The following is an 18,142-nucleotide window of genomic DNA, read 5'->3' as shown; positions in this document are numbered from 1 at the left end:
CCTTGCCAACGGTCGCGCCGTAAACAACGCGATACGGATGGCATTGGAATGGATGGCTTGTGACGATTCAGGCGGCGGATCGCAAACTCGAGGTCACGACCCGCCGCCGCGCGGAAGACTCAGTCCGCGAGCTTGTCAGGCAGCACGCCCACGGTGAGATTGCCTCCCCGGGCGAGGTCCAGCACTTCCATGGCGGCGCCGTAGGGCACGTCGTCGCCCGCGTCGAAGAACACGATTTTGTCCGGGCGCGCGTTGAGCATGCGCTGGAGCCGGGTGACCACCTGGTCCCTCGGCACCTCTTCCCGGTTGATGCGCAACACGCCCGCGCGGTCCACCGTGAGCACCACCGGCGGCAGCGCGTCCGGAGGCGGAGGCGTGGTGTCCTCCTTGTCCGGCTTGGCCGGCACCGTCATCCACATCTGCTTGGTCATCAGCGGCGTGACGACCATGAAGATGATGAGGAGGACGAGCACCACGTCCACCAGCGGCGTCACGTTCATCGAGGGGCGAAGGCCGCCCTTGGCTCCACCGAGGTCGAATGCCATGGCGTGCTCCTACGGGCCCTTCTTCTCGACGACCTGGAGGTTGATGCCCGGAAAGCCCATCTCCTGCATGCTCTTGAAGAGCCCGCGCACCTCGGAGTAGCGCACGCCGCGGTCCGCCTTGAGCACCACGGGCGAGTCCGGCTTCTTCTCGCGCAGCGCCTTGAGCTCCACCATGAGCGCGTCCTTCTTGAGCTCCTTGCGGTCCAGGTAGAAGAACCCGTTGGTGGCCAGGCTCACCGTGGTGGGCTCCAGCTCCTTGTTCTCCTTGTCCGGGTTCGTCGCGGCGGGCAGCTCCACGGACGCGCCCGACTCGATCTGCGGCGTCACCACCATGAAGATGATGAGGAGGACGAGCACCACGTCGACCAGCGGCGTGACGTTCATCTCCGGGGTGAGGCTGCTACGCCGGGCGGACATCGAGCCCCTCCCGGCGCGCCACCGTCTCCGGGCCCGTGGCCACGGCGCCGTTGTTGGCGCCCGGGCGCTTGTCCGTGGACATGTCCTCCAGGTGGTCCATCAGCTCGCTGCGCGCCGCATCCAGCGACAGCTGGAGCGAGTCCGCGCGCGTCGACAGGAAGTTGAACATCAGCACCGCGGGGATGGCGACGAGCAGGCCCAGCGCCGTGACGACGAGCGCCTCGGCGATACCCGCGGACACCGCGCCCAGGCCGCCGGAGCCCTCCTTGGCGATGCCGGAGAAGGCCTCGATGATGCCGACCACCGTGCCGAGCAGCCCGACGAACGGCGCCACCGAGCCCACCGTGGCGAGCACGGACATCCCGCGCCGCACGTCCGCGCTGACGCGCTCGTTGATGCGCACCAGCTCGCGGCGGGTGAGCTCCACCGGGCCCAGCTTGCCCGCGGGCAGCTTGGACTTGGCGAGGAAGGTCTTCATGCCACCGCCGAGCAGCATCGCCAGGTGGCTGCCCTTCGTGCCCTCCGCCTCCTTCACCAGCGCCTCGTGCTGCTGCTGCAGGAGGAGCTGGCCGGCGCGGGCGGCGAAGACGCGGGACCTGGCGCGTGAGCGGAAGAAGACGAACAGACGCTCGAAGAACACCGCCAGGGACGCGACGGCGAAGAGCATCAGCGTCCAGGCGATGCCCAGGGCGAACACGCCCATGTGGTTGTAGATGTCCCGAAGATTGAAGTTCATGACGAGGTGCTCCTGGGGGGCAGGTGCGGGGTGAGACAGACGACCTACGACTTGAGACGGAAAGGAACCTTGAAGATGCGGAAGACCGCCGTGGGGCGGCCCTCGACGACGGCGGGCTTGAAGCGCCACGTGCGCACCGCGGACATCGCCGCGCTGGCGAACGGCTCGTCACCGCGCATGACCTTGAGCTGGGTGACGCGGCCATCCACCTCGACGACGCCCTTGAGGATGACCATGCCCTCCTGACCGCGTGAGCGCGCGTCGGAGGGGTATTCGGGGATGAGGTTGGACTCGAGCGGCTCGGGCGGCGTGGCCGACTCGGGCAGGTTGATGGGGGCCGCGCGGCCGCCACCTCCCGCGAGTCCCGTGCCCGCGCCCGTGCCACCCACCACGCCGCCGGGCACCAGCGCGCCCGTGCCTCCGACGGCGATGGGCGCGGCGGCCACGGTCTCCGTGGCGGCCTCGGGCGGCTTCTCGAGCGGCACCGCCTGCGGCGCGACGATGGCGGCGGGCGCGACGAGCGGAGCGGCGGGAGGGGGCGCCTTGGCCACGGCGGGCGGCGCGGCCTTGGGCGGCAGCTTGGCCTTGGGCGGCGGCGCGGGAGGCGGGGGCGGAGGCGGCTTCACCTCGACGACGGGAGGCGGGGGCGGACGGAAGACGACGTCCGTGCCCTTCTTCTCCTGGATGACCTCACGGACCTTGTCGGCGGCGGAGACCACCACGACGCCGATGAGCACGAAGACGGCGACGGACGCCGAAGTGGAGAGCGCGAACCTTCGCGCCGAGGCGACATCGGAGGCGCTGTCGAACGTTTCGAACATGGCTGACGCGCATATAGCGACGCCATGTTTCAGGGGTGTCCGGACCCCGTGACACTTTCAGGCCAGGAAGATGACGGAAGCGTCACGACGCCCGCATGCCACGCAGGGTGCGCGGCAGACGGGCGAGAGTGTCACCGGGCGTCATGGCCGACAGCGAGCCCTGCTTGCGCACCTGCCACAGCGTGGCGATCAGCAACGCGGTGTAGATGAGGGCGAAGGGGCGCATCAGCATCACATGATGCGACCAGTCGAACCCCAGGCCCTTGTCGGAGAACACGGTGCCGATGAAGGCGATCACCGCGACCAGGGTGAGGTTGCCGCGCGCGCGCCCCTCGGTGGCCGCGCGCACCAGGGGCCACGCGAGCACGTAGTTGGCCCGCCACGCCAACGGTGACAGGAGCGTCACGCCCAGGCAGCACAGGGCCAACAGGTCCGCGGGACCGGGCCGGGCCCACGCCACGCCCACCAGGAACACGGTGAGGGCGACCAGCTGCGCCAGGGTGATGGTGGCGCCGGGGGGCGTCTCGAGCGAGCCCGGGTAGAACAGGGAGATGAACAGCGTGGGCAGGCCCTGCGCGTTGGTGCTGAGCACCCAGGGCGGCGTGGTGCGCGCGAGCGTCTCGCTCCACAGCTGGAACTGGGCGAGCGTGCCGTCCCAGCCATAGCGCGCCAGGGTGGGCAGGCAGAGGAGCGCGCCGAACACGGCGGTGGCGCCGATGACCTTCCAGTGCCGGCGCCACAGGAAGAACAGGCCGATGAGGGCCGCGGGGGGCTTGAGCAGGAAGGCCACGGCGAAGGCCGCGCCGGGGCGCCACACCTGTCCGCGCTCGGCGCCCAGGGCCGAGACGACGACGAGCAGGAGCATGACGACGTCGACCTGGCCGTAGAACAGCTCGAAGGTGAAGGCGGGGAGCAGGGCGATGGTGGCGAGCGGGGGCCCCCAGGACCAGGGGGGCGCTTCGCCTGCGCCGTGGGGGGCGCGGCGGGTGAGCCGGGCCACGGCGATGAGCGCGAGGATGGAGCCCACGTTCCACAGCGCCACGGCCATGCGCGAGGGCAGCAGGGAGAAGGGGATGAAGAGGGGCGCGGTGATGGGCGCGTACTTGAACGGCATGGTGCCGTCGGAGACGCGGTAGAGGTCGGTGCCCTCGATGAAGCGCTCGGCCGCGGTGAGGTAGACGCGGAAGTCCACGCCCCGGCGGGGGTGCTGGCCCACGGCGACGGCGGCGACGAGGAGCACGGCGAGCACCAGCCACCACAGCCAGCGGGCCCACCGGGTGGTGGTGTAGGTCGTCTGGCTGGAGGGCTCGCTGAGCGCACTCGCGGACTGGGACGAGGTCGTCACGGGGCCAGGCTCCGGGTCGGGTGGACGGGCCCATTCACGCGAGGTGAGGGCCATGGGCGGGGAAGGCCGTGGTGTCGGCACGGCCCCAGGACATCGACGTTCATCGCGGGAATGAAGGGCGGGGGAGGTGTTCACCATTTCACGCCGGGGCCCTGCCCGGCAACGGCCTGTGCGTGGAGGAGGGGGCGGGCTCCACGGGCAGGGGGCCATCTCCGGAACGCGGTGTCCGGCGGTGTGGGCCTGGCGTGGAGGGAGGTGTTTCACTGACCTGGCGGCACATGAGCCTGGCCAGGGAGCGTGCGGGCGCTCGACGTCATGTCTCACGGGCGATGACGGCCCGCCCGCGCGGAGGGCGCGCGGGGGTGTTGTCTGGGATGGGTCGCCCGGACGCAAAGTCAGACATGCGTGCGGGCGACGACCGCCGTCGACACGCTACAGCCCGTACTCCTCGAGCAGCCGCAGCCACACCTCGCTCATGGTGGGGAACGACGGCACCGCGTGCCAGAGCGTGTCGAGCGACACCTCACCCGCGACGGCGATGGTGGCCGCGTGCAGCATCTCGCCCACCTCCGGGCCGGTGAAGGTCGCGCCCAGGACGACGCGCCGCTTCTCGTCCACCACCAGCTTCGCGGTGCCGCCCAGCTTCTCGCCGAGCAGCGACGTGCCCGACACCTTGCCCAAATCGTACTGCACCGTGCGCACGGGCAGCCCCTTCTCGCGGGCCTTCACCTCGGTGAGCCCCACGCTGGCCACCTGCGGGTGCGTGAAGATGACCTGCGGCGTGGCCTTCGTGTCGGCCCACGCGCTCGCCTTCTTCCCCGCGATGACGTCGCCCACCAGGCGCGCCTGGTACTTGCCCATGTGTGTCAGCAGATTTCGCCCGTTCACGTCTCCGCAGGCATAGAGCCACCCTCCCTCCACGCCCTTCGCGCGAAGCTGGTCGTCCACCTGCACCGTCTCGCCGGGCTTCAGCCCCACCGTCTCCAGCCCCAGCTCGTCCGTGCGGGGCACGCGGCCCATGCCCACCAGGAGCGCGTCCGCGCGGAGCTCCTCGCCCGTCGACAGCTTCACCGTCACCTCGCCCTGTCCCCCAGGCCGGCTCACGTTCGTGACGGTGGCCCCCTTCACCACCTTCACGCCGTCCTCGCGCAGCGCATGCTCTACCTGCTCGCCCACGAAGGGCTCGAAGCGGGACAGGAGCGCCTTGCCACGCTCCACCAGCGTCACCTCCGCGCCGAGCGAGCGCCATGCCTGCGCCAGCTCCGCCGCGACCACGCCGCCGCCCAACACCAACAGTCGCTGGGGCACCTGCTTCGCCGCCGTGCCCTCGCGGTTGTCCCAGGGCCGCGCCTCCTTCAGCCCCGGGATGTCCGGGATGCGAGGCCGGCTGCCGGTGGCCAGCACCACCGCGCGCTTCGCCTCCAGCTCGCGCACGCCGCCGTCCTTCGCCTCCACGCGCACCTTGCGCGGGCCCGCGAGCTTGCCGTGGCCACGCACCACCTTCAGCTTCGCGCCCTCCGCCCACTTCACCTGCGAGTCGTCCTTGTAGTAGCCGACCATCGCGTCGCGGTGCTCGAGCACCGCGCTGGCCACCAGCGGACCCTTGAGGGTCTCCCGCACGCCGGGCACCTGCTTCGCCAGCCACAGCGCGTCTGCCGGACGCAGCAGCGCCTTGCTTGGGATGCAGGCCCAGTACGAGCACTCACCGCCGAGCAGCTCGTGCTCCACCAGGGCCACCGACAACCCGGCCGCGGCGGCTCGCGCTCCCGCGTTCTCGCCCGTGGGCCCACCACCAATCACCACCACATCGAAGACTTCCGCCATGTGTTCGCCCTCGCGCTCCTGCTGCGTAGGCAGCAAGGTGCGGGTGGGCCAATCCCACCGGGGGCTCCTCGTCGGATGGTGGAAAGAAGCGATGGCCACCACCGGACATCCGCGCGGCGCCCTTGGGAGTCCCGCGCCGTGCGCTGTCCGCCAGGAGACGACGGCCCCGCCCCGCGAGGATGTCGAGCACCGCTGTCAGGACGGCGGCCACGTCCTCGTCCGCGTCCGCCGTGGAACGCGGGCAGGCGATGAGCGCCTCCTCGCGTGAGACGTGAACCCAGTCAGGTCCGTGGCGGATGCGTCCGTGCGCGGCGGGAGGTGTGCCATGGGGACTGCGCTCAACGGTGTCTCGGGTCGCTTCGCGTCGTGCGCCTCCCTCGGAGACTGAGCCCCGCTTCCTCGTTGGCCCTCGCGGCCAGGTGGGACGAAGCGGGCCGGTTCCCGGACGGGACGGCAGGGCGCGCAGCCATTGTCACCGTGCAATCCGGCGACGTGACACGGGTGTGCTCGGGAGCGTGAGCCCCGACACCCCGTCGCGCGTGGCCCGGCTGGGAATCCTTTCGTCCACTCATGTCTTCTTCCAGGAACCGTCGTTCCCGCGCGCCGCGTCGGCGTGAGGGTGCTTCATCGTCGTCCTCTGAAAACCCCTCCGCGCATCACCTGCGCGTGCAGTCCTCGCTGTCTCATGAGGTGGCGCACCTCTTCCGCTCGGAGCTGTCGGACCCTTGTTTCGAGGGACTCCAGCTCGCGTCGTTCGAGCTGACACCGGACGGTCGCCTCATCCACATCGGCTACACCCTCACGCCCGAATCCGAGGCCAGTCCCCGTGAAGTGCAGGACGCGCTGGCCAGGACCCACGGCTATCTGCGCTCGCTGCTCGCCGAGCACCTGAATCTCAAGCGCATCCCACGGCTGCGCTTCACGTTCATCGGAGTCACGGAGCCGGGAGGTGCGCGATGAGCCCGCGCGTCCTCCCCGCGGAGCCCGGGGGCGTGCCCATCCTCGCGTGGACGCGCCGTCTGCCACCGGGCGCGGAGGAGCAGCTGCGCCTCATCGCCTCCCAGCCCTATGTCGTCGAGCACGTGGCCGCGATGCCGGACCTCCACGTCGCGCGGCGCATCGCGGTGGGCTCCGTGTTCGCCACCGGGCATCACATCGTGCCCGGCGCGCTCGGAGGAGACCTGGGCTGCGGCGTGCGCGCGTACCGCTTCGCGTATCCCGCCGCGCTGCTCGGTCGAGACCTGCTGGAGTCGCTGCTCACGCGTCTGTCCCGGGTCATCCCGGTGGGAGACGCCACGCACCGGGGCAGGGGGCTCGCGCTGCCCGTCGAGCTGGAGTCACCCCCGCTCTCCACCCAGCGACTGGGCCGCGAGTGGGCGCGACTGGCGCCCCGGCACCTGGGCACGCTCGGCGGAGGCAACCACTTCGTCGAGCTGGACCGGGACGCGGGCGGCGACCTGTGGTTGCTCCTGCACTCCGGCTCGCGGGGCGTGGGCGCCACCATCGCCGACCACCACCTCCGCGTCGCCACGGCGCTCGGGGAGGGCACGCTGCCGGGCTTGAGCCTGCACACCCCCGAGGGCGCCGCGTGCCTCGCGGACACCCAGCTGGCGTGCCGCTTCGCCCGTGCCAACCGCGACGTGCTCGCCGCCCGCGCGCTGGAGGTGCTGTCCGACGTGCTCGGCATCACCCCCGACGCCGACGCCACCGTGGACGTCCACCACAACCACGTGGCGCCGGAGGAGCACTTCGGCCGCACGCTCTGGGTCCACCGCAAGGGCGCGGTGGGCCTGGAGGCCAGACAGCGAGGCCTCATCCCCGGCTCCATGGGCACCGCCTCCTATGTGGTGGAGGGCCTGGGCGAGCCCCGCTCGTTCCGCTCCTGCTCCCACGGCGCCGGACGTGTCCTCTCCCGGACGGAGGCGCGGGCCCGCATCCGTCCCGCCGCCCTGGAGCACGCCCTGCGCCGCGTGGTGCATGACGCCGGGAAGGCCGACTCCCTGGTGGAGGAAGCCCCCGCCGCCTACCGGGACATCGCCGAGGTGCTCCAGGACGAGGCCGACCTCGTCACCCCGGTGCGCCGGCTGACGCCCATCGCCGTCCTCAAGGGCTGAAACACCCCGGAACGGGGCCCGGTGGCAGGCCAGCGCCGGGCTCCGCCGATACACCCGGAGCGATGTATTCACTCCAGGTGGAATTCAGCGCCCGAGGACGGCTCTTTCCGGGGTTGATCCACCTCCGCGTCGAACCTGACGTCAGAGTGGGTTCCCGAGGCCGTCCAGATGCCGTAGAATCGGCCGCCAGAAGTACACGTGCGAACCTGCTGGGGCGTCGTCTAATGGCAGGACATCAGACTTTGACTCTGAGTATCAAGGTTCGAATCCTTGCGCCCCAGTCAATCCGCTCCGGGGGGACGCGGTAGCCAGCGCGTCCGTCCGCGTGCATGAAGGACGGTGGCCCGATGCCGCAGAAGACACTCCTGCTGGTCTCCGTGGGAAGCCAGACCGCTTCCCTGTTGAAAGACCTCCAGGACCCGTTGGCGACCCAGATGGGGACCGCCTCGGTGGTGTCGAAGGTCGTCCTGACCACGCCCGCCTACGCCTTCAACAAGGACCGGTCGCAGTACCACTGCAACGCCATCATGAAGCGGCTCACGCCGATGATGGAGCCGGGGCAGCAACTGGTGCTGGGGGTGACGGACGTGGACCTGTTCGTGCCGGACTCGCCGTTCGTCTTCGGAGAGGCGGACCGGGAGTCGCGCACGGCGGTGGTGAGCGTGTTCCGGCTGCGCCAGGGCGCGGACGGGGAGCACCTGCGACGGCGCATCCAGGTGGAGGCCATCCACCAGGCCGGTCACCTGCTCGGGCTGTCCTACTGTGAGGACCCCCGGTGCGTGATGTTCTTCGCGCAGACGCCGCAGGACTGCGACCGCAAGCAGCTCTCGCTCTGCAACCAGTGCCGCAACGAGCTCAACAAGCTCAACCGCTGAGGCCGCGGCCCCCGTGCCCGCCTGCCCGTGAATGCCGTCGGATGCGTTGACGTCCGACCCCGTGCGCCCTGTAGTGCGGGGCTCTGGACCGGGCCGGCTGACGTGGAGCAACGACTGTGATGACGGGCATGCGGGTTTTCGTCGGGGGCGTGTTGGCGGTGGGGTTGTTGGGCGGGTGCGAGGCGCTCGACGACGCGGGTGGCGGTGGTGGCATCGGCGACGTCGACTTCCGCCGGGGCTTCGCCTTCGTGCGGGAGGACGACCGCAACGTCTACGTGGTGGATGACGCGGGGGACCCCAACAGTCCGCAGCGGCTGACGAGCGCGGGCGGGGCGTACTGGCCCTCCGTGTCGCGGGATGGCCGCAGCGTCGTCTTCGTGACGCGCGCCACCAACGGTGCCACCGCCCTGCAGACGGTGCCCACCACGGGCGGCACGGTGGCCACGCTGTTCGGCGCCAACGACCCGGCGTGCGCGCGCGGCTGCTCCAACTTCCGCACGCCCACCTTCAGCCCGGACGGCCGCAGCGTCGTCTTCGTCTTCTCCCCGGGCAACAGCTCGCTGACGTCGCTGGGCCGGGTGAACACCGACGGCAGCGGCTTCCAGGAGCTCACCCCCAACACCACCATCGCCTACGGGGCGCCGTCGTTCGTGCCCAACGGCAGCGCGCTGGTGGCGCCCGCGGGCAGCGGCCTGCAGCAGCTCAACCAGGTGGCGTACGTGCCGTTGACGGGCGGCTCCATCATCTACACCTCGTCCCTGGGGGACGTCGTCGCGGTGGCCAACCGCGTCGTGGTGTCGCCGGACGGCACGCAGGTGGCGCTGGATGGACGCGGGGGCTCGGGCAGCGTGCGCACCTACGTGACGTCGCTGTCGAACGGGCGGCTGGGCGCGCTGCGGCGCGTGACGAGCTACGGCGGCGCGAGCGCCCAGGAGACGTGGCCCATGTGGACGGGCGTAAGCCAGGTGGGCTTCCTCTTCGCCGACTCGGCGGGCAGCGACCCGGGCATCTACCGCGCCACGGTGGCCGCGGCGCCGTCCAACTCCGTCACGCTCGCGGTGCCCAGCGCCGCCGAGCCCTCGTACGGCCCCCTGTAGTCCCCAGGGCGGGTGGCATCCGCGCCCCCAAAGGCGCGATGCTCGTGAGCACGGAGGCTTCCAGATGTCCCTCTTCGACGCCGTGCTCGCCAACGACAGCAGGTCCCTGAGCGCCCAGCTCGCCGCGGGCGCCGACCCCAACCCCTTCGATGACGAGGGGCTCACGCCGCTGATGGTCGCGGCGCGCGAGGGCCACTCGGAGCTGGTGGCGCTGCTGCTGGAGGCGGGCGGGGACCCCATCCTCACCAACGCCCTGGGCGAGACGGCCCTCGTGCTGGCCGCCACCTACGGCAACACGGACAGCGTCCGCCTGCTGTGGGACTCCGGCTCCCAGGCCGACCAGGACATGGCCCGCGCGCACCTGGCCACCGGACGGACGGGCACCATGGCGCCCACCCAACCCGAGGGGTTTCGTCACAAGCTCGCGTCGGCCAGCGCGTACGTGGCCGGCAAGCTGGGCGATGACGGCCCCACCGCGCGGCTGGAGCGGGCGCTGCGTTCGCAAAAGCAACGCAAGCCCTGAGCGCGCGTCGGCGCGGCGACAGTCGCGCCGTTCACCAGAGGCCACGCGCGCCCGGACGCTGTCACCGACCCCGCCCGCGGGACATACGGTGGTCTGGAAGTGTGAAGCGAGACCCCGCGCGTCGGGTCCTCTATGGAGCGGCCACATGGAGACCCCTGAACCGAAGCTCGTCCAGGGCGGGACGGTCCACGGACTGTTCCAGATTGCGCTGAAGGACCGCCTCTCCGCCGACGGCTGGGAGGCGCTGCGCGAGGCGGGCCTGGACCTGTCCAAGCCCCTGCTGCCCACCTATCCGCTGTCGCAGTGGCTGTGCTGGCAGCGCATCGTGCTCGCGGATGTGTGGCCGGACCTCCCGGAGGACGAGGCGTGGCGCCAGCTGGGCCACACCGTGATGCAGGGGCTGTTGGGCACGGTGTTGGGACGGATGCTCGGCGTGGGGGTGCGCGCGCTGGGTCCCCAGTTCGTGCTGTTCCAGCTCAACCGAGGCTTTCGCGGCGCGGACAACTACGTGACGTCCCAGGTGAAGGCGAGCGCGCCGGGCCGCGTGGAGCTGTGGCTCAGCGACATCAACGAGCGGCCCACCTACTACGCGGGGGTGCTGGAGTCGGTGCTCACGCTCTCCGGCGCGCGAGGTCCCCGCGTCGCCATCCTCCACCGCGAGGGCCCCTCCTGCACGTACCTCCTGGAGTGGGAGCCCTGAGCCGTCCGTGGGGCGCTTGAAACGACGAAGGCCCGGGGCTCCTTGAAGGAAGCCTCCGGGCCCTCGCTCGAAGCGGTTGCGGCGCTACTCCGGCTTGGCGCTCAGCGTGGCGCCAGGGGTGACACCGCCGGCCGGGCCACCGCGCGTCTCCATCGCGTCGGCGACCAGCTCGGTGATGTCCTTGACCTTGATGTTCTCCTCGCGGCCGGTGTCGTTGACCGCGTCGCCGAGCATGGTGGAGCAGAAGGGACACGCGACGGCGACGATGCCCGTGCCGCCCTTCTCCTTGTAGTCACCCACCTGGCCGGGCTTCTTCTTGTCCGCGGCGTCCGGGAACGGCGTCGTGGGGTCCTCCGCGTGCTTGAGCGTCAGCGCCGCCTCGTTCAACCGGTTGTGGTTGATGCGCGTGCCGATGTGCTCCTCCATCCACATGCGGCCGCCACCGGCGCCGCAGCAGAAGCCCTCGCGCTTGCTGCGCTGCATCTCCACCACTTCCAGGCCGGGGATGGCCTTGAGCACTTCGCGGGGCGCGTCGTACACGCCGTTGTGCCGGCCCAGGTAGCAGGGGTCGTGGTAGGTGAGCTTCGTGTTCATCACCGCGGAGAGCTTGATGCGCTTCTCACGCAACAGCTCGTTGATGAGCTCCGTGTGGTTGATGACGCGGTACTCGCCGCCGAACTCCGGGTACTCGTTCTTGATGGTGTTGAAGCAGTGCGGGCACTGGGTGATGACCGCCTTGACGCCCATCGAGTTCCACGACTCGACGTTCGTCTTCGCCATCGTCTGGTACAGGTACTCGTTGCCCATGCGGCGCGCGGAGTCGCCGTTGCACATCTCCTGCTTGGACAGCGTGGCGAAGCTCACGCCCGCCTCCCGCATGATTTTGACCAGCGAGCGGCTGACCTTCTTCTGCTTGTCATCGTAGCTGCCCGCGCAGCCCACGAAGAACAGGTACTCGTACGGGCCGCCGTCGTCACCCCACGTGGGCAGCGCCAGGTCCTCGGCCCACTCGTCGCGCCGGTCCTGGCCCAGACCCCAGGGGTTGCCCTGGCGCTCGATGCCCTCGAACACGCGCTGGATTTCGGGCGGGAAGTCCGCCTTCACCTGCACCTGGTAGCGGCGCATGTCGATGAGGCGCGGCACGTTCTCGATGAAGACCGGACACGCCTGCTCGCACCAGCCGCAGCTGGTACAGGCCCACACCGTCTCCGACTTGAGCGCGCTGCCGACGATCTCCGGCAGGGCCTCCTTCACGTGGTTGGGGCCGTAGCCCTCCTCCACCCACTGCTCGTGGTCCCAGAGCCAGTGCTTCAGGTCCTGGTTGACGGCCTTGTGAGTGAGCGGCTTGCCCGTGATGTACGTGGGGCAGTGCGTCTGGCAGCGGCCGCACTCGGTGCAGGAGTACAGGTCCAGGCCCTGCTTCCACGTCAGGTCCGTCACCGTCGCCGCGCCGAACTCCTCCTTCTCGAGGTTGGGCGTGGACAGCTTCCCGGTGGAGTGCGTGCGCTGGAAGAAGACGTTGGGCAGGCCGGTGATGATGTGGAAGTGCTTGCCGATGGGCAGGAAGTTCAGGAACGCCAGGACGATGACCAGGTGGATCCAGAACCCCGCCACGCCCAGCACGTGCGCCGCGGTGGCGCCCAGCGGCATCATCAAGAGGCCCGTCAGGCTGGTGAACGGCTCCCACCACACCAGCGCGGACGGAGACGCGGGCACCTGGGTGGCGCCCACCGGCACCTGCGCCGCGGCGTTCGCGGCCACCATGTGGCTGCCGCCGAACAGGAACTCAGACACCATCAGCCCGGAGATGAAGCCCAGGATGAGGTACGCCTCCCAGGACTGGGACATGCGGTCCGGCTTCACCTTCCAGCGCGTCCACACGTAGTAGCCGCAGCCCACCAGCGCGAGCGCCGCCACCACGTCCTTCACCAGCAGGTAGACGCGGTAGAGCATCCCCAGCCCGGCGTTCTCCAGCCAGAACGGGTGGCTCAAGTCGGTGAACAGCTCCAGCGCGCCCGTGGAGAAGCCCATCGCGAACATCATCAGGGTGCGCACCTGCAGCACCAGGAACGCCGCGAAGATGAGCACGTGCATCAACCCGGGCGTGAACTCCTCCGGGTCCACCATGCGCCGCTGCCCGAGTCCGAAGAACACGAGCCGCTTGATGCGCAACGGGATGTTGTCGAGCCGCCCCTCCTTCTTCATCGCGAGCAGCACGCCCACGCGACCGGACATGGTCATCACGAAGATGGGGATGGCAATGGCGAGCAAAAGGCCGGTGATGATGGGGCTCATTGGGACTCGGGGGACCTCTCAGGGGATGTTGCGGTAGGCCCGTTGCCGCGATGCGGCAAAACTTGAGTGCCCGTCAACCCTAACAGGGGTGATTCTCGAATCAAGCATCGAGCGGGCGCCGTGTCCGGGACTGAAGCACGGCGCGGTGCCCTGGGCGAGCAAGCTGGCTTGCTACACCGATTTACCAACACCCGCACTCAGCGCTCACCCGCTTGAAAACGGCCGAGTGTTGACAGGTGTGTGCTTCCATCCGGCCAGGGTCGGCCCTACCTTGTACGATGGCTCCCTAGACTGTCCGCCACCGGATTCTGCTCCAACTGGCTGTATTTGTTGAGTCCGAGGCTGTAGGGCAGGCAGGGGAGCAGCGGAGCGAGGCAGGGCCCGAAACTTTGACGTCCCAAGGGCTTTACAACGCGAAGCGACATGGTCACCATGGCTAGTAAATCGGTCAACGAGTCGTAGCCGGGTACCGCATGGGGCGGGCCCACGAGGACCGAAAAAGGGGCGTCTGCGAGGAGGCGAGCCGGAAGGCCGTTCACCTCGTCGAGCGGAGCGCCCGTGGAGGAGCCGGACATGGTTCACGATGACACCACGTACATGGACGATGAGGGGCTGCCGTATGTGGACCTCGCGGAAGATGGCGAGTGCGAGAGCGTGACGCCCGTGGATGGCTCCGCAGGTGGCCGCAGGTGGGGCTACGCCGAGGAGTCGTGGGGTGGCTGGAACGCGGCGGAGTGACACGCGGCCCCCGCGGCTCGTGGACGCGCGGGGGCATTGCTGAGACGTCGGTCGGCTCGCGCGGTGGCCCCTTGCTGGTGGCTCCCGGGCCGGTGGGATTTCCCGGACAAGACTCGAATCGCGACGGCGTGTGTCGTGCTCCGCGTGGGGTGCGGACGGCCCCTCTTGCGTCCGGGGTGTGACTGCCGACATCCTCGACGGGCTGGCCTCACCCCCGCGAGGCGCCCCCTGAAGGTCCATGAGACTTCCGGCCTTGGCGGGCGCCGTCTGCCTGGGACGGTTCGCGGGCGGGACGGGTCGTGGGCTCGCACGGGAGCGCGGATGAAGCAGACGGCCTTGGCAGTGGAGCGGGACGCGGAGCACGGCCGGGAAGTGCTGCTGCTCGTCACGCTGGAGGCGGACGTCGACGCGCCTCGCGCCCCCGTGGCGGTGAACCTGGTGTTGGATCGTAGCGCCTCCATGCGCGGCATCCCCCTGCTCGCGGCGGTGCAGGCGGCGCAGGCGCTGGTGGAGCGCGCCAGCCCCCGTGACTACCTGGGCCTGCTCACCTTCGACGCGGAGCCGGAGCAGGTGCTGCCCGTGCGCGCGATGGACGCGCCCGCGAAGGCGGCGCTGCTCAAGGCGCTCTCCCGCCTGGAGTCCGGCGAGGGCACCGCGCTGCACGAGGCCGTGGAGCGGGGCGCGGACGCCGTGCGCCGCGTGCTCGTCCCCGGCGCGCGGCCCCAGGTGCTGCTGCTCACCGACGGTGAGCCGTCCGTCGGCGTGTCGAACCTCGCCGAGTTCAAGACGCTGGGCGCCCGCGTCGTCGAGTCCGGCGTCGTCCTCCACGCGCTGGGGCTGGGGCGCCACTACCTGCCCGACATCCTGGAGGCGCTCACCAGTCCGTCCGGCACGGGCTTCGTGCACGTGGACGACCCGGAGGGCCTGCCCGACGCGGTGGGCTCGCTGTCCGCGGAGCTGTTCGGCGAGGTGGGCTCGGACGCGCGCGTGTACGTGCTGCCCTCGGGCTTCCTGGAGCTGCGCTGCCGGCACCGCTATCCCGCGCGGGTGGAGGGGGACGCGATGAGCGCGTCCTTGGGCTCGGTGTCCCAGTCCTTCCCGCGCCGCGTGCTCTTCGCGGGACGTCCGGTGTCCACCGAGTGGAGCCTGGGTGTGACGACGTCCTTCGTGGAGGGCAGCGACACGCGCCGGGGGCCCGTGTCCGTCACGCGCGTGGACACCGACAGCGACCCGGGCCGCTTCGTGCGCGCGGTGTCCGCGGAGCTGGAGCTGGTGGCCGCCGAGGCCGCCGCCTGGAAGTCGCTGGGACGCAAGCAGCAGTCCGCCGCGGAGCAGGCGCTGGAGTCCGCGGACCTGGCCCTCTACAAGCTCGCGCGGCTGGGCGCGCCCGAGGTGCCCCCGCAGCGCCACCTGGAGCGGCTGGCGGACCTGCGCCGCATCGTCGAGCGTCGCGCGGCCCAGCCCCAGGCGCTGGTGATGCGCCGCGCGCACTCGGAGGCGTCCCGCATCACCCTGAGCCGCATCGGTCCGGCGCTGCCCCTGCCCGCCCTGGCGCCCTGGAAGTCGGAGGATTGAGGCTCGGCCGCCTGCCCCTCCCGGGTGGGCCGCCCCCGTGTTGGCGCTGGAATGTGTGCCTCGTTACCTCCCTGGACCACAGCCGGGCGCGGGGAATGTCCGCCCGCCTGGGAGGTTCTGGCACGGACGTGGTCCCCGCGCCGATGCTGGCGGGCCCGTCTCGGCTGGGTTAACGGGAGGCGCATGAAGCACTCGGTGTCCAAGAGGTTCGCCCTGGTGGGCGGTATCGGTCTGTGGCTGACGGCGGCGGTGGCGCACGCGGCGCTGCCTCCGTCCGCGGTGGCCACGGGCGCGCCCGACGAGGGCGACCCGCGCATCGAGGCGGCGCTGCTGGTGGACTCCACCCAGGTGAAGCCGGGCGACACCTTCCGCGTGGGCGTGCGCTTCCGGCTGGACCCGGGCTGGCATGTCTACTGGAAGAACCCGGGCGACTCCGGTCTGGAGACGGACATCGCGTGGGACACGCCCGGCTCCACCGTGGGCGCGCTCCAGTGGCCGTTCCCGAGCACCTTCCGCACCCCGGACGGCTTCATCACCACGCACGGCTACGAGGGTGAGGTGCTCCTGTTCGCGCAGGCGCGCGCCTCCGAGCAGGCCTCGGGCTCTCTCAACCTGTCGGCCGCGGTGAACGCGCTGGTGTGCGAGGTGCACTGCATCCCCGCGGACCTGATGCTCACGCGCTCCATCCCGGTGGGGCCCGCGACGGTGGCGGACACCGAGGCCGCGCCCACATTCGACGCGGCGAAGGCGCAGGTCCCCCGCCCGACGAAGGACACGGGGCACAGCGCGGTGCTCGCGCTGGACACGAAGGAGCTCACCGCGGGCAAGGAGTTCACCGGCACCGTCACGCTGACGGGCGGCGCTGGCGTAGCCGCGACGGAGAAGGACTTCTTCGTCCCCGAGCGCAACCCCGGCGTGGACAAGGTGACGCTCACGCAGACGGCCCCGGGCCGCTATGCGTTGAAGGGCAAGGCGGAGCCGGACGCGCCCGAGGTCGAGCCGCGCCTCAAGGGCGTGCTGCGGCTGGGCACGAAGGCCACGGGCTATCAGGCGCTCGAGGTGGACCTGGCCCTGGCGCCCTTCGTGGCGGCGGCGCCGGGCCTGGCGCCGACGGCGGTGGCGAAGGCGCCCTCCATCAAGGACTCGCTCGCGGCGGTGAAGCCGGTGACGAGCGCCGCGCCGGCCGCGCCCCAGGAGGCGTCCATGGGGCTGGGCATGGCGCTGTTGTTCGCGTTCCTCGGCGGCGCGCTGCTCAACCTGATGCCGTGTGTGTTCCCGGTGCTGGCGCTCAAGGCCTACGGCTTCACGCGCATGGTGCGCCAGGAGCAGGGGCGGGTGGGCGCGCACGCGGCGGCGTACGCGGGCGGAATCATCGCCAGCATGCTGGCGCTCGCGGGCGCGGTGCTGGCGGTGCGCGCGGGCGGCGCGGGCGTGGGCTGGGGCTTCCAGTTCCAGGAGCCGCTCTTCGTCGCGGCGGTGAGCGCGGTGCTGGTGGCGTTCGCGCTCAACCTCTTCGGGGTCTTCAACGTGGGGCTGGATGGCACGGCGCTCGCGGGCAAGGTGGACCGGAGCCACGGGCTGATGCACAGCGCGGGCGAGGGTGTGCTCGCGGTGGTGCTGGCCACGCCCTGCTCGGCGCCGCTGCTGGGCACGGCGGTGGGCTTCGCCTTCGCGGCGGGGCCGCTGACGGTGCTCGCGGTGTTCACCGCGCTGGGCCTGGGGCTCGCGCTGCCGTTCTGCCTGCTGGTGCTGGTGCCGGGGCTCGCGCAGAAGCTGCCGAAGCCGGGCGCGTGGATGGAGCGCTTCAAGCAGGTGCTGGGCTTCGCGCTCCTGGGCACCACGGTGTGGCTGGTGTGGGTGATGGGCGGGCTGGCCGGTGTGGACGGCATGGCGCGGCTGCTCGCGTTCCTCGTGGCGGTGGGCCTGGGCACGTGGGTGTATGGCCAGTCGCAGCAGCAGGAGGGCGGCAAGCGCTGGGCGTCGCTGGGCATCGCGGCGGTGGTGCTGGTGGGCTCGGGCGTCGCGGCGCTGCGCTTCGACGAGGCGGCGGCGCCGGCGGCGAAGGCGTCCTCCACGGTGGCGATGGCGCAGCCGTGGAGCGATGAGGCGGTGGCCTCCGCGCTGGCGGCGGGGCAGCCGGTGTTCATCGACTTCACCGCGGACTGGTGCCTCACCTGCAAGTTCAACGAGCGCACGGTGCTGTCGCGCGAGGAGGTCCGCGCCGCGTTCACCGAGCACCAGGTGGCCTTCTTCGTGGCGGACTGGACGCGCCGCGACGCGCGCATCACCGCGCGGCTGGCGGACCATGGGCGCGCCGGTGTCCCCATGTACCTGGTGCTGAGCCCGAGCGCGCCGGACAAGCCGGAGGTGCTGCCGGAGCTGCTCACGGTGGATTCGGTGGTGGACTCGGTGAAGCGCGCGTCGGCGTGCTCGCCGCGTCCGGACGGCTCGAAGGTGTTGTGCGCCGCGCAGCTCCCGCGGCCTTGAGACAGCTGAAGTCATCCGCAGTCATGTGATGCAGTCCCCAACCTGGAGGA

At 70.8% G+C, this 18,142-nt stretch carries 16 protein-coding genes and 1 tRNA gene; 10 read left to right on the top strand and 7 right to left on the bottom strand.

The features are described 5' to 3' along the window. Positions 1-119: 119 nt before the first annotated feature. The 6 genes from OWM54_RS19615 to OWM54_RS19590 form a co-directional block, all read right to left on the bottom strand. Positions 120-545 carry an ExbD/TolR family protein gene (locus tag OWM54_RS19615; RefSeq protein WP_141324143.1) on the bottom strand — a complete coding sequence of 142 codons (426 nt, stop codon included), beginning with the start codon at positions 543-545 and terminating at the stop codon, positions 120-122. 9 nt (positions 546-554) lie between these two features. Then, complete coding sequence (locus OWM54_RS19610) at positions 555-962, bottom strand: ExbD/TolR family protein (protein ID WP_046710473.1); 408 nt, start codon at positions 960-962, stop codon at positions 555-557. Next, positions 946-1,698 carry a MotA/TolQ/ExbB proton channel family protein gene (locus OWM54_RS19605; protein WP_267698468.1) on the bottom strand — a complete coding sequence of 251 codons (753 nt, stop codon included), beginning with the start codon at positions 1,696-1,698 and terminating at the stop codon, positions 946-948. The genes OWM54_RS19610 and OWM54_RS19605 overlap by 17 nt, the downstream gene beginning before the upstream one ends. A 44-nt stretch (positions 1,699-1,742) precedes the next feature. Beyond that, positions 1,743-2,519, bottom strand: a complete 777-nt coding sequence (locus tag OWM54_RS19600; RefSeq protein ID WP_267698467.1) for an energy transducer TonB — start codon at positions 2,517-2,519, stop codon at positions 1,743-1,745. An 82-nt stretch (positions 2,520-2,601) separates the two neighbouring features. Beyond that, positions 2,602-3,864, bottom strand: coding sequence for a glycosyltransferase family 87 protein (locus OWM54_RS19595; RefSeq protein ID WP_223751851.1), 1,263 nt, complete (start codon positions 3,862-3,864; stop codon positions 2,602-2,604). A gap of 432 nt (positions 3,865-4,296) precedes the next feature. After that, positions 4,297-5,688: a dihydrolipoyl dehydrogenase family protein gene (locus OWM54_RS19590; RefSeq protein WP_223751850.1), complete on the bottom strand. Its 1,392-nt coding sequence runs from the start codon at positions 5,686-5,688 to the stop codon at positions 4,297-4,299. Positions 5,689-6,258: 570 nt separating this feature from the next. On the opposite strand from OWM54_RS19590, the gene OWM54_RS19585 reads away from it, so the two are divergent. From OWM54_RS19585 to OWM54_RS19555, 7 genes are all read left to right on the top strand, one after another. Further along, positions 6,259-6,648, top strand: a complete 390-nt coding sequence (locus OWM54_RS19585; RefSeq protein WP_267698466.1) for a ribosome-binding factor A — start codon at positions 6,259-6,261, stop codon at positions 6,646-6,648. Continuing rightward, the gene (locus OWM54_RS19580; RefSeq protein WP_267698465.1) at positions 6,645-7,802 is read left to right on the top strand and encodes an RtcB family protein; all 1,158 of its coding nucleotides are present in this window, start codon (positions 6,645-6,647) and stop codon (positions 7,800-7,802) included. The genes OWM54_RS19585 and OWM54_RS19580 overlap by 4 nt, the downstream gene beginning before the upstream one ends. A 210-nt stretch (positions 7,803-8,012) precedes the next feature. Then, a tRNA-Gln gene (locus tag OWM54_RS19575) sits at positions 8,013-8,083 on the top strand. A 66-nt stretch (positions 8,084-8,149) separates the two neighbouring features. Further along, positions 8,150-8,677: a non-proteolytic archaemetzincin-like protein gene (locus tag OWM54_RS19570; protein WP_046710478.1), complete on the top strand. Its 528-nt coding sequence runs from the start codon at positions 8,150-8,152 to the stop codon at positions 8,675-8,677. Positions 8,678-8,796: 119 nt separating this feature from the next. Further along, entirely contained in the window at positions 8,797-9,774 is a 978-nt protein-coding gene (locus tag OWM54_RS19565; protein ID WP_223751847.1) for a TolB family protein, read from the top strand. 64 nt (positions 9,775-9,838) lie between these two features. Beyond that, complete coding sequence (locus OWM54_RS19560) at positions 9,839-10,297, top strand: ankyrin repeat domain-containing protein (protein WP_267698464.1); 459 nt, start codon at positions 9,839-9,841, stop codon at positions 10,295-10,297. 145 nt (positions 10,298-10,442) lie between these two features. Further along, entirely contained in the window at positions 10,443-10,997 is a 555-nt protein-coding gene (locus OWM54_RS19555) for a DUF2378 family protein (RefSeq protein ID WP_267698463.1), read from the top strand. Between the two features lie 84 nt (positions 10,998-11,081). Here OWM54_RS19555 and OWM54_RS19550 read toward each other — a convergent pair whose 3' ends face one another. Next, a complete protein-coding gene (locus OWM54_RS19550; RefSeq protein ID WP_223751844.1) occupies positions 11,082-13,292 on the bottom strand; it encodes a (Fe-S)-binding protein in 2,211 nt (736 codons plus the stop codon). A 573-nt stretch (positions 13,293-13,865) separates the two neighbouring features. Between OWM54_RS19550 and OWM54_RS19545 the strand changes: the two genes are divergently transcribed. From OWM54_RS19545 to OWM54_RS19535, 3 genes are all read left to right on the top strand, one after another. Continuing rightward, complete coding sequence (locus OWM54_RS19545) at positions 13,866-14,030, top strand: hypothetical protein (RefSeq protein ID WP_170300443.1); 165 nt, start codon at positions 13,866-13,868, stop codon at positions 14,028-14,030. A 321-nt stretch (positions 14,031-14,351) separates the two neighbouring features. Beyond that, positions 14,352-15,605 carry a vWA domain-containing protein gene (locus OWM54_RS19540; protein ID WP_141331093.1) on the top strand — a complete coding sequence of 418 codons (1,254 nt, stop codon included), beginning with the start codon at positions 14,352-14,354 and terminating at the stop codon, positions 15,603-15,605. A 183-nt stretch (positions 15,606-15,788) separates the two neighbouring features. Then, positions 15,789-18,092 carry a protein-disulfide reductase DsbD family protein gene (locus tag OWM54_RS19535; RefSeq protein WP_267698462.1) on the top strand — a complete coding sequence of 768 codons (2,304 nt, stop codon included), beginning with the start codon at positions 15,789-15,791 and terminating at the stop codon, positions 18,090-18,092. Positions 18,093-18,142: the final 50 nt, after the last annotated feature.

Source organism: Myxococcus sp. MISCRS1, assembly GCF_026626605.1.
GTDB lineage: Bacteria > Myxococcota > Myxococcia > Myxococcales > Myxococcaceae > Myxococcus > Myxococcus fulvus.
The sequence above is the reverse complement of the archived record's forward strand: the minus strand, read 5'-3'. Positions and strand labels throughout refer to the sequence as shown.

Bases quoted from the DNA above. Each gene is read 5' to 3' on its own strand.
- OWM54_RS19615 (WP_141324143.1), bottom strand. From the start codon at position 545: ATGGCATTCGACCTCGGTGGAGCCAAGGGCGGCCTTCGCCCCTCGATG.
- OWM54_RS19610 (WP_046710473.1), bottom strand. From the start codon at position 962: ATGTCCGCCCGGCGTAGCAGCCTCACCCCGGAGATGAACGTCACGCCG.
- OWM54_RS19605 (WP_267698468.1), bottom strand. From the start codon at position 1,698: ATGAACTTCAATCTTCGGGACATCTACAACCACATGGGCGTGTTCGCC.
- OWM54_RS19600 (WP_267698467.1), bottom strand. From the start codon at position 2,519: ATGTTCGAAACGTTCGACAGCGCCTCCGATGTCGCCTCGGCGCGAAGG.
- OWM54_RS19590 (WP_223751850.1), bottom strand. From the start codon at position 5,688: ATGGCGGAAGTCTTCGATGTGGTGGTGATTGGTGGTGGGCCCACGGGC.
- OWM54_RS19585 (WP_267698466.1), top strand. From the start codon at position 6,259: ATGTCTTCTTCCAGGAACCGTCGTTCCCGCGCGCCGCGTCGGCGTGAG.
- OWM54_RS19580 (WP_267698465.1), top strand. From the start codon at position 6,645: ATGAGCCCGCGCGTCCTCCCCGCGGAGCCCGGGGGCGTGCCCATCCTC.
- OWM54_RS19570 (WP_046710478.1), top strand. From the start codon at position 8,150: ATGCCGCAGAAGACACTCCTGCTGGTCTCCGTGGGAAGCCAGACCGCT.
- OWM54_RS19565 (WP_223751847.1), top strand. From the start codon at position 8,797: ATGACGGGCATGCGGGTTTTCGTCGGGGGCGTGTTGGCGGTGGGGTTG.
- OWM54_RS19560 (WP_267698464.1), top strand. From the start codon at position 9,839: ATGTCCCTCTTCGACGCCGTGCTCGCCAACGACAGCAGGTCCCTGAGC.
- OWM54_RS19555 (WP_267698463.1), top strand. From the start codon at position 10,443: ATGGAGACCCCTGAACCGAAGCTCGTCCAGGGCGGGACGGTCCACGGA.
- OWM54_RS19550 (WP_223751844.1), bottom strand. From the start codon at position 13,292: ATGAGCCCCATCATCACCGGCCTTTTGCTCGCCATTGCCATCCCCATC.
- OWM54_RS19545 (WP_170300443.1), top strand. From the start codon at position 13,866: ATGGTTCACGATGACACCACGTACATGGACGATGAGGGGCTGCCGTAT.
- OWM54_RS19540 (WP_141331093.1), top strand. From the start codon at position 14,352: ATGAAGCAGACGGCCTTGGCAGTGGAGCGGGACGCGGAGCACGGCCGG.
- OWM54_RS19535 (WP_267698462.1), top strand. From the start codon at position 15,789: ATGAAGCACTCGGTGTCCAAGAGGTTCGCCCTGGTGGGCGGTATCGGT.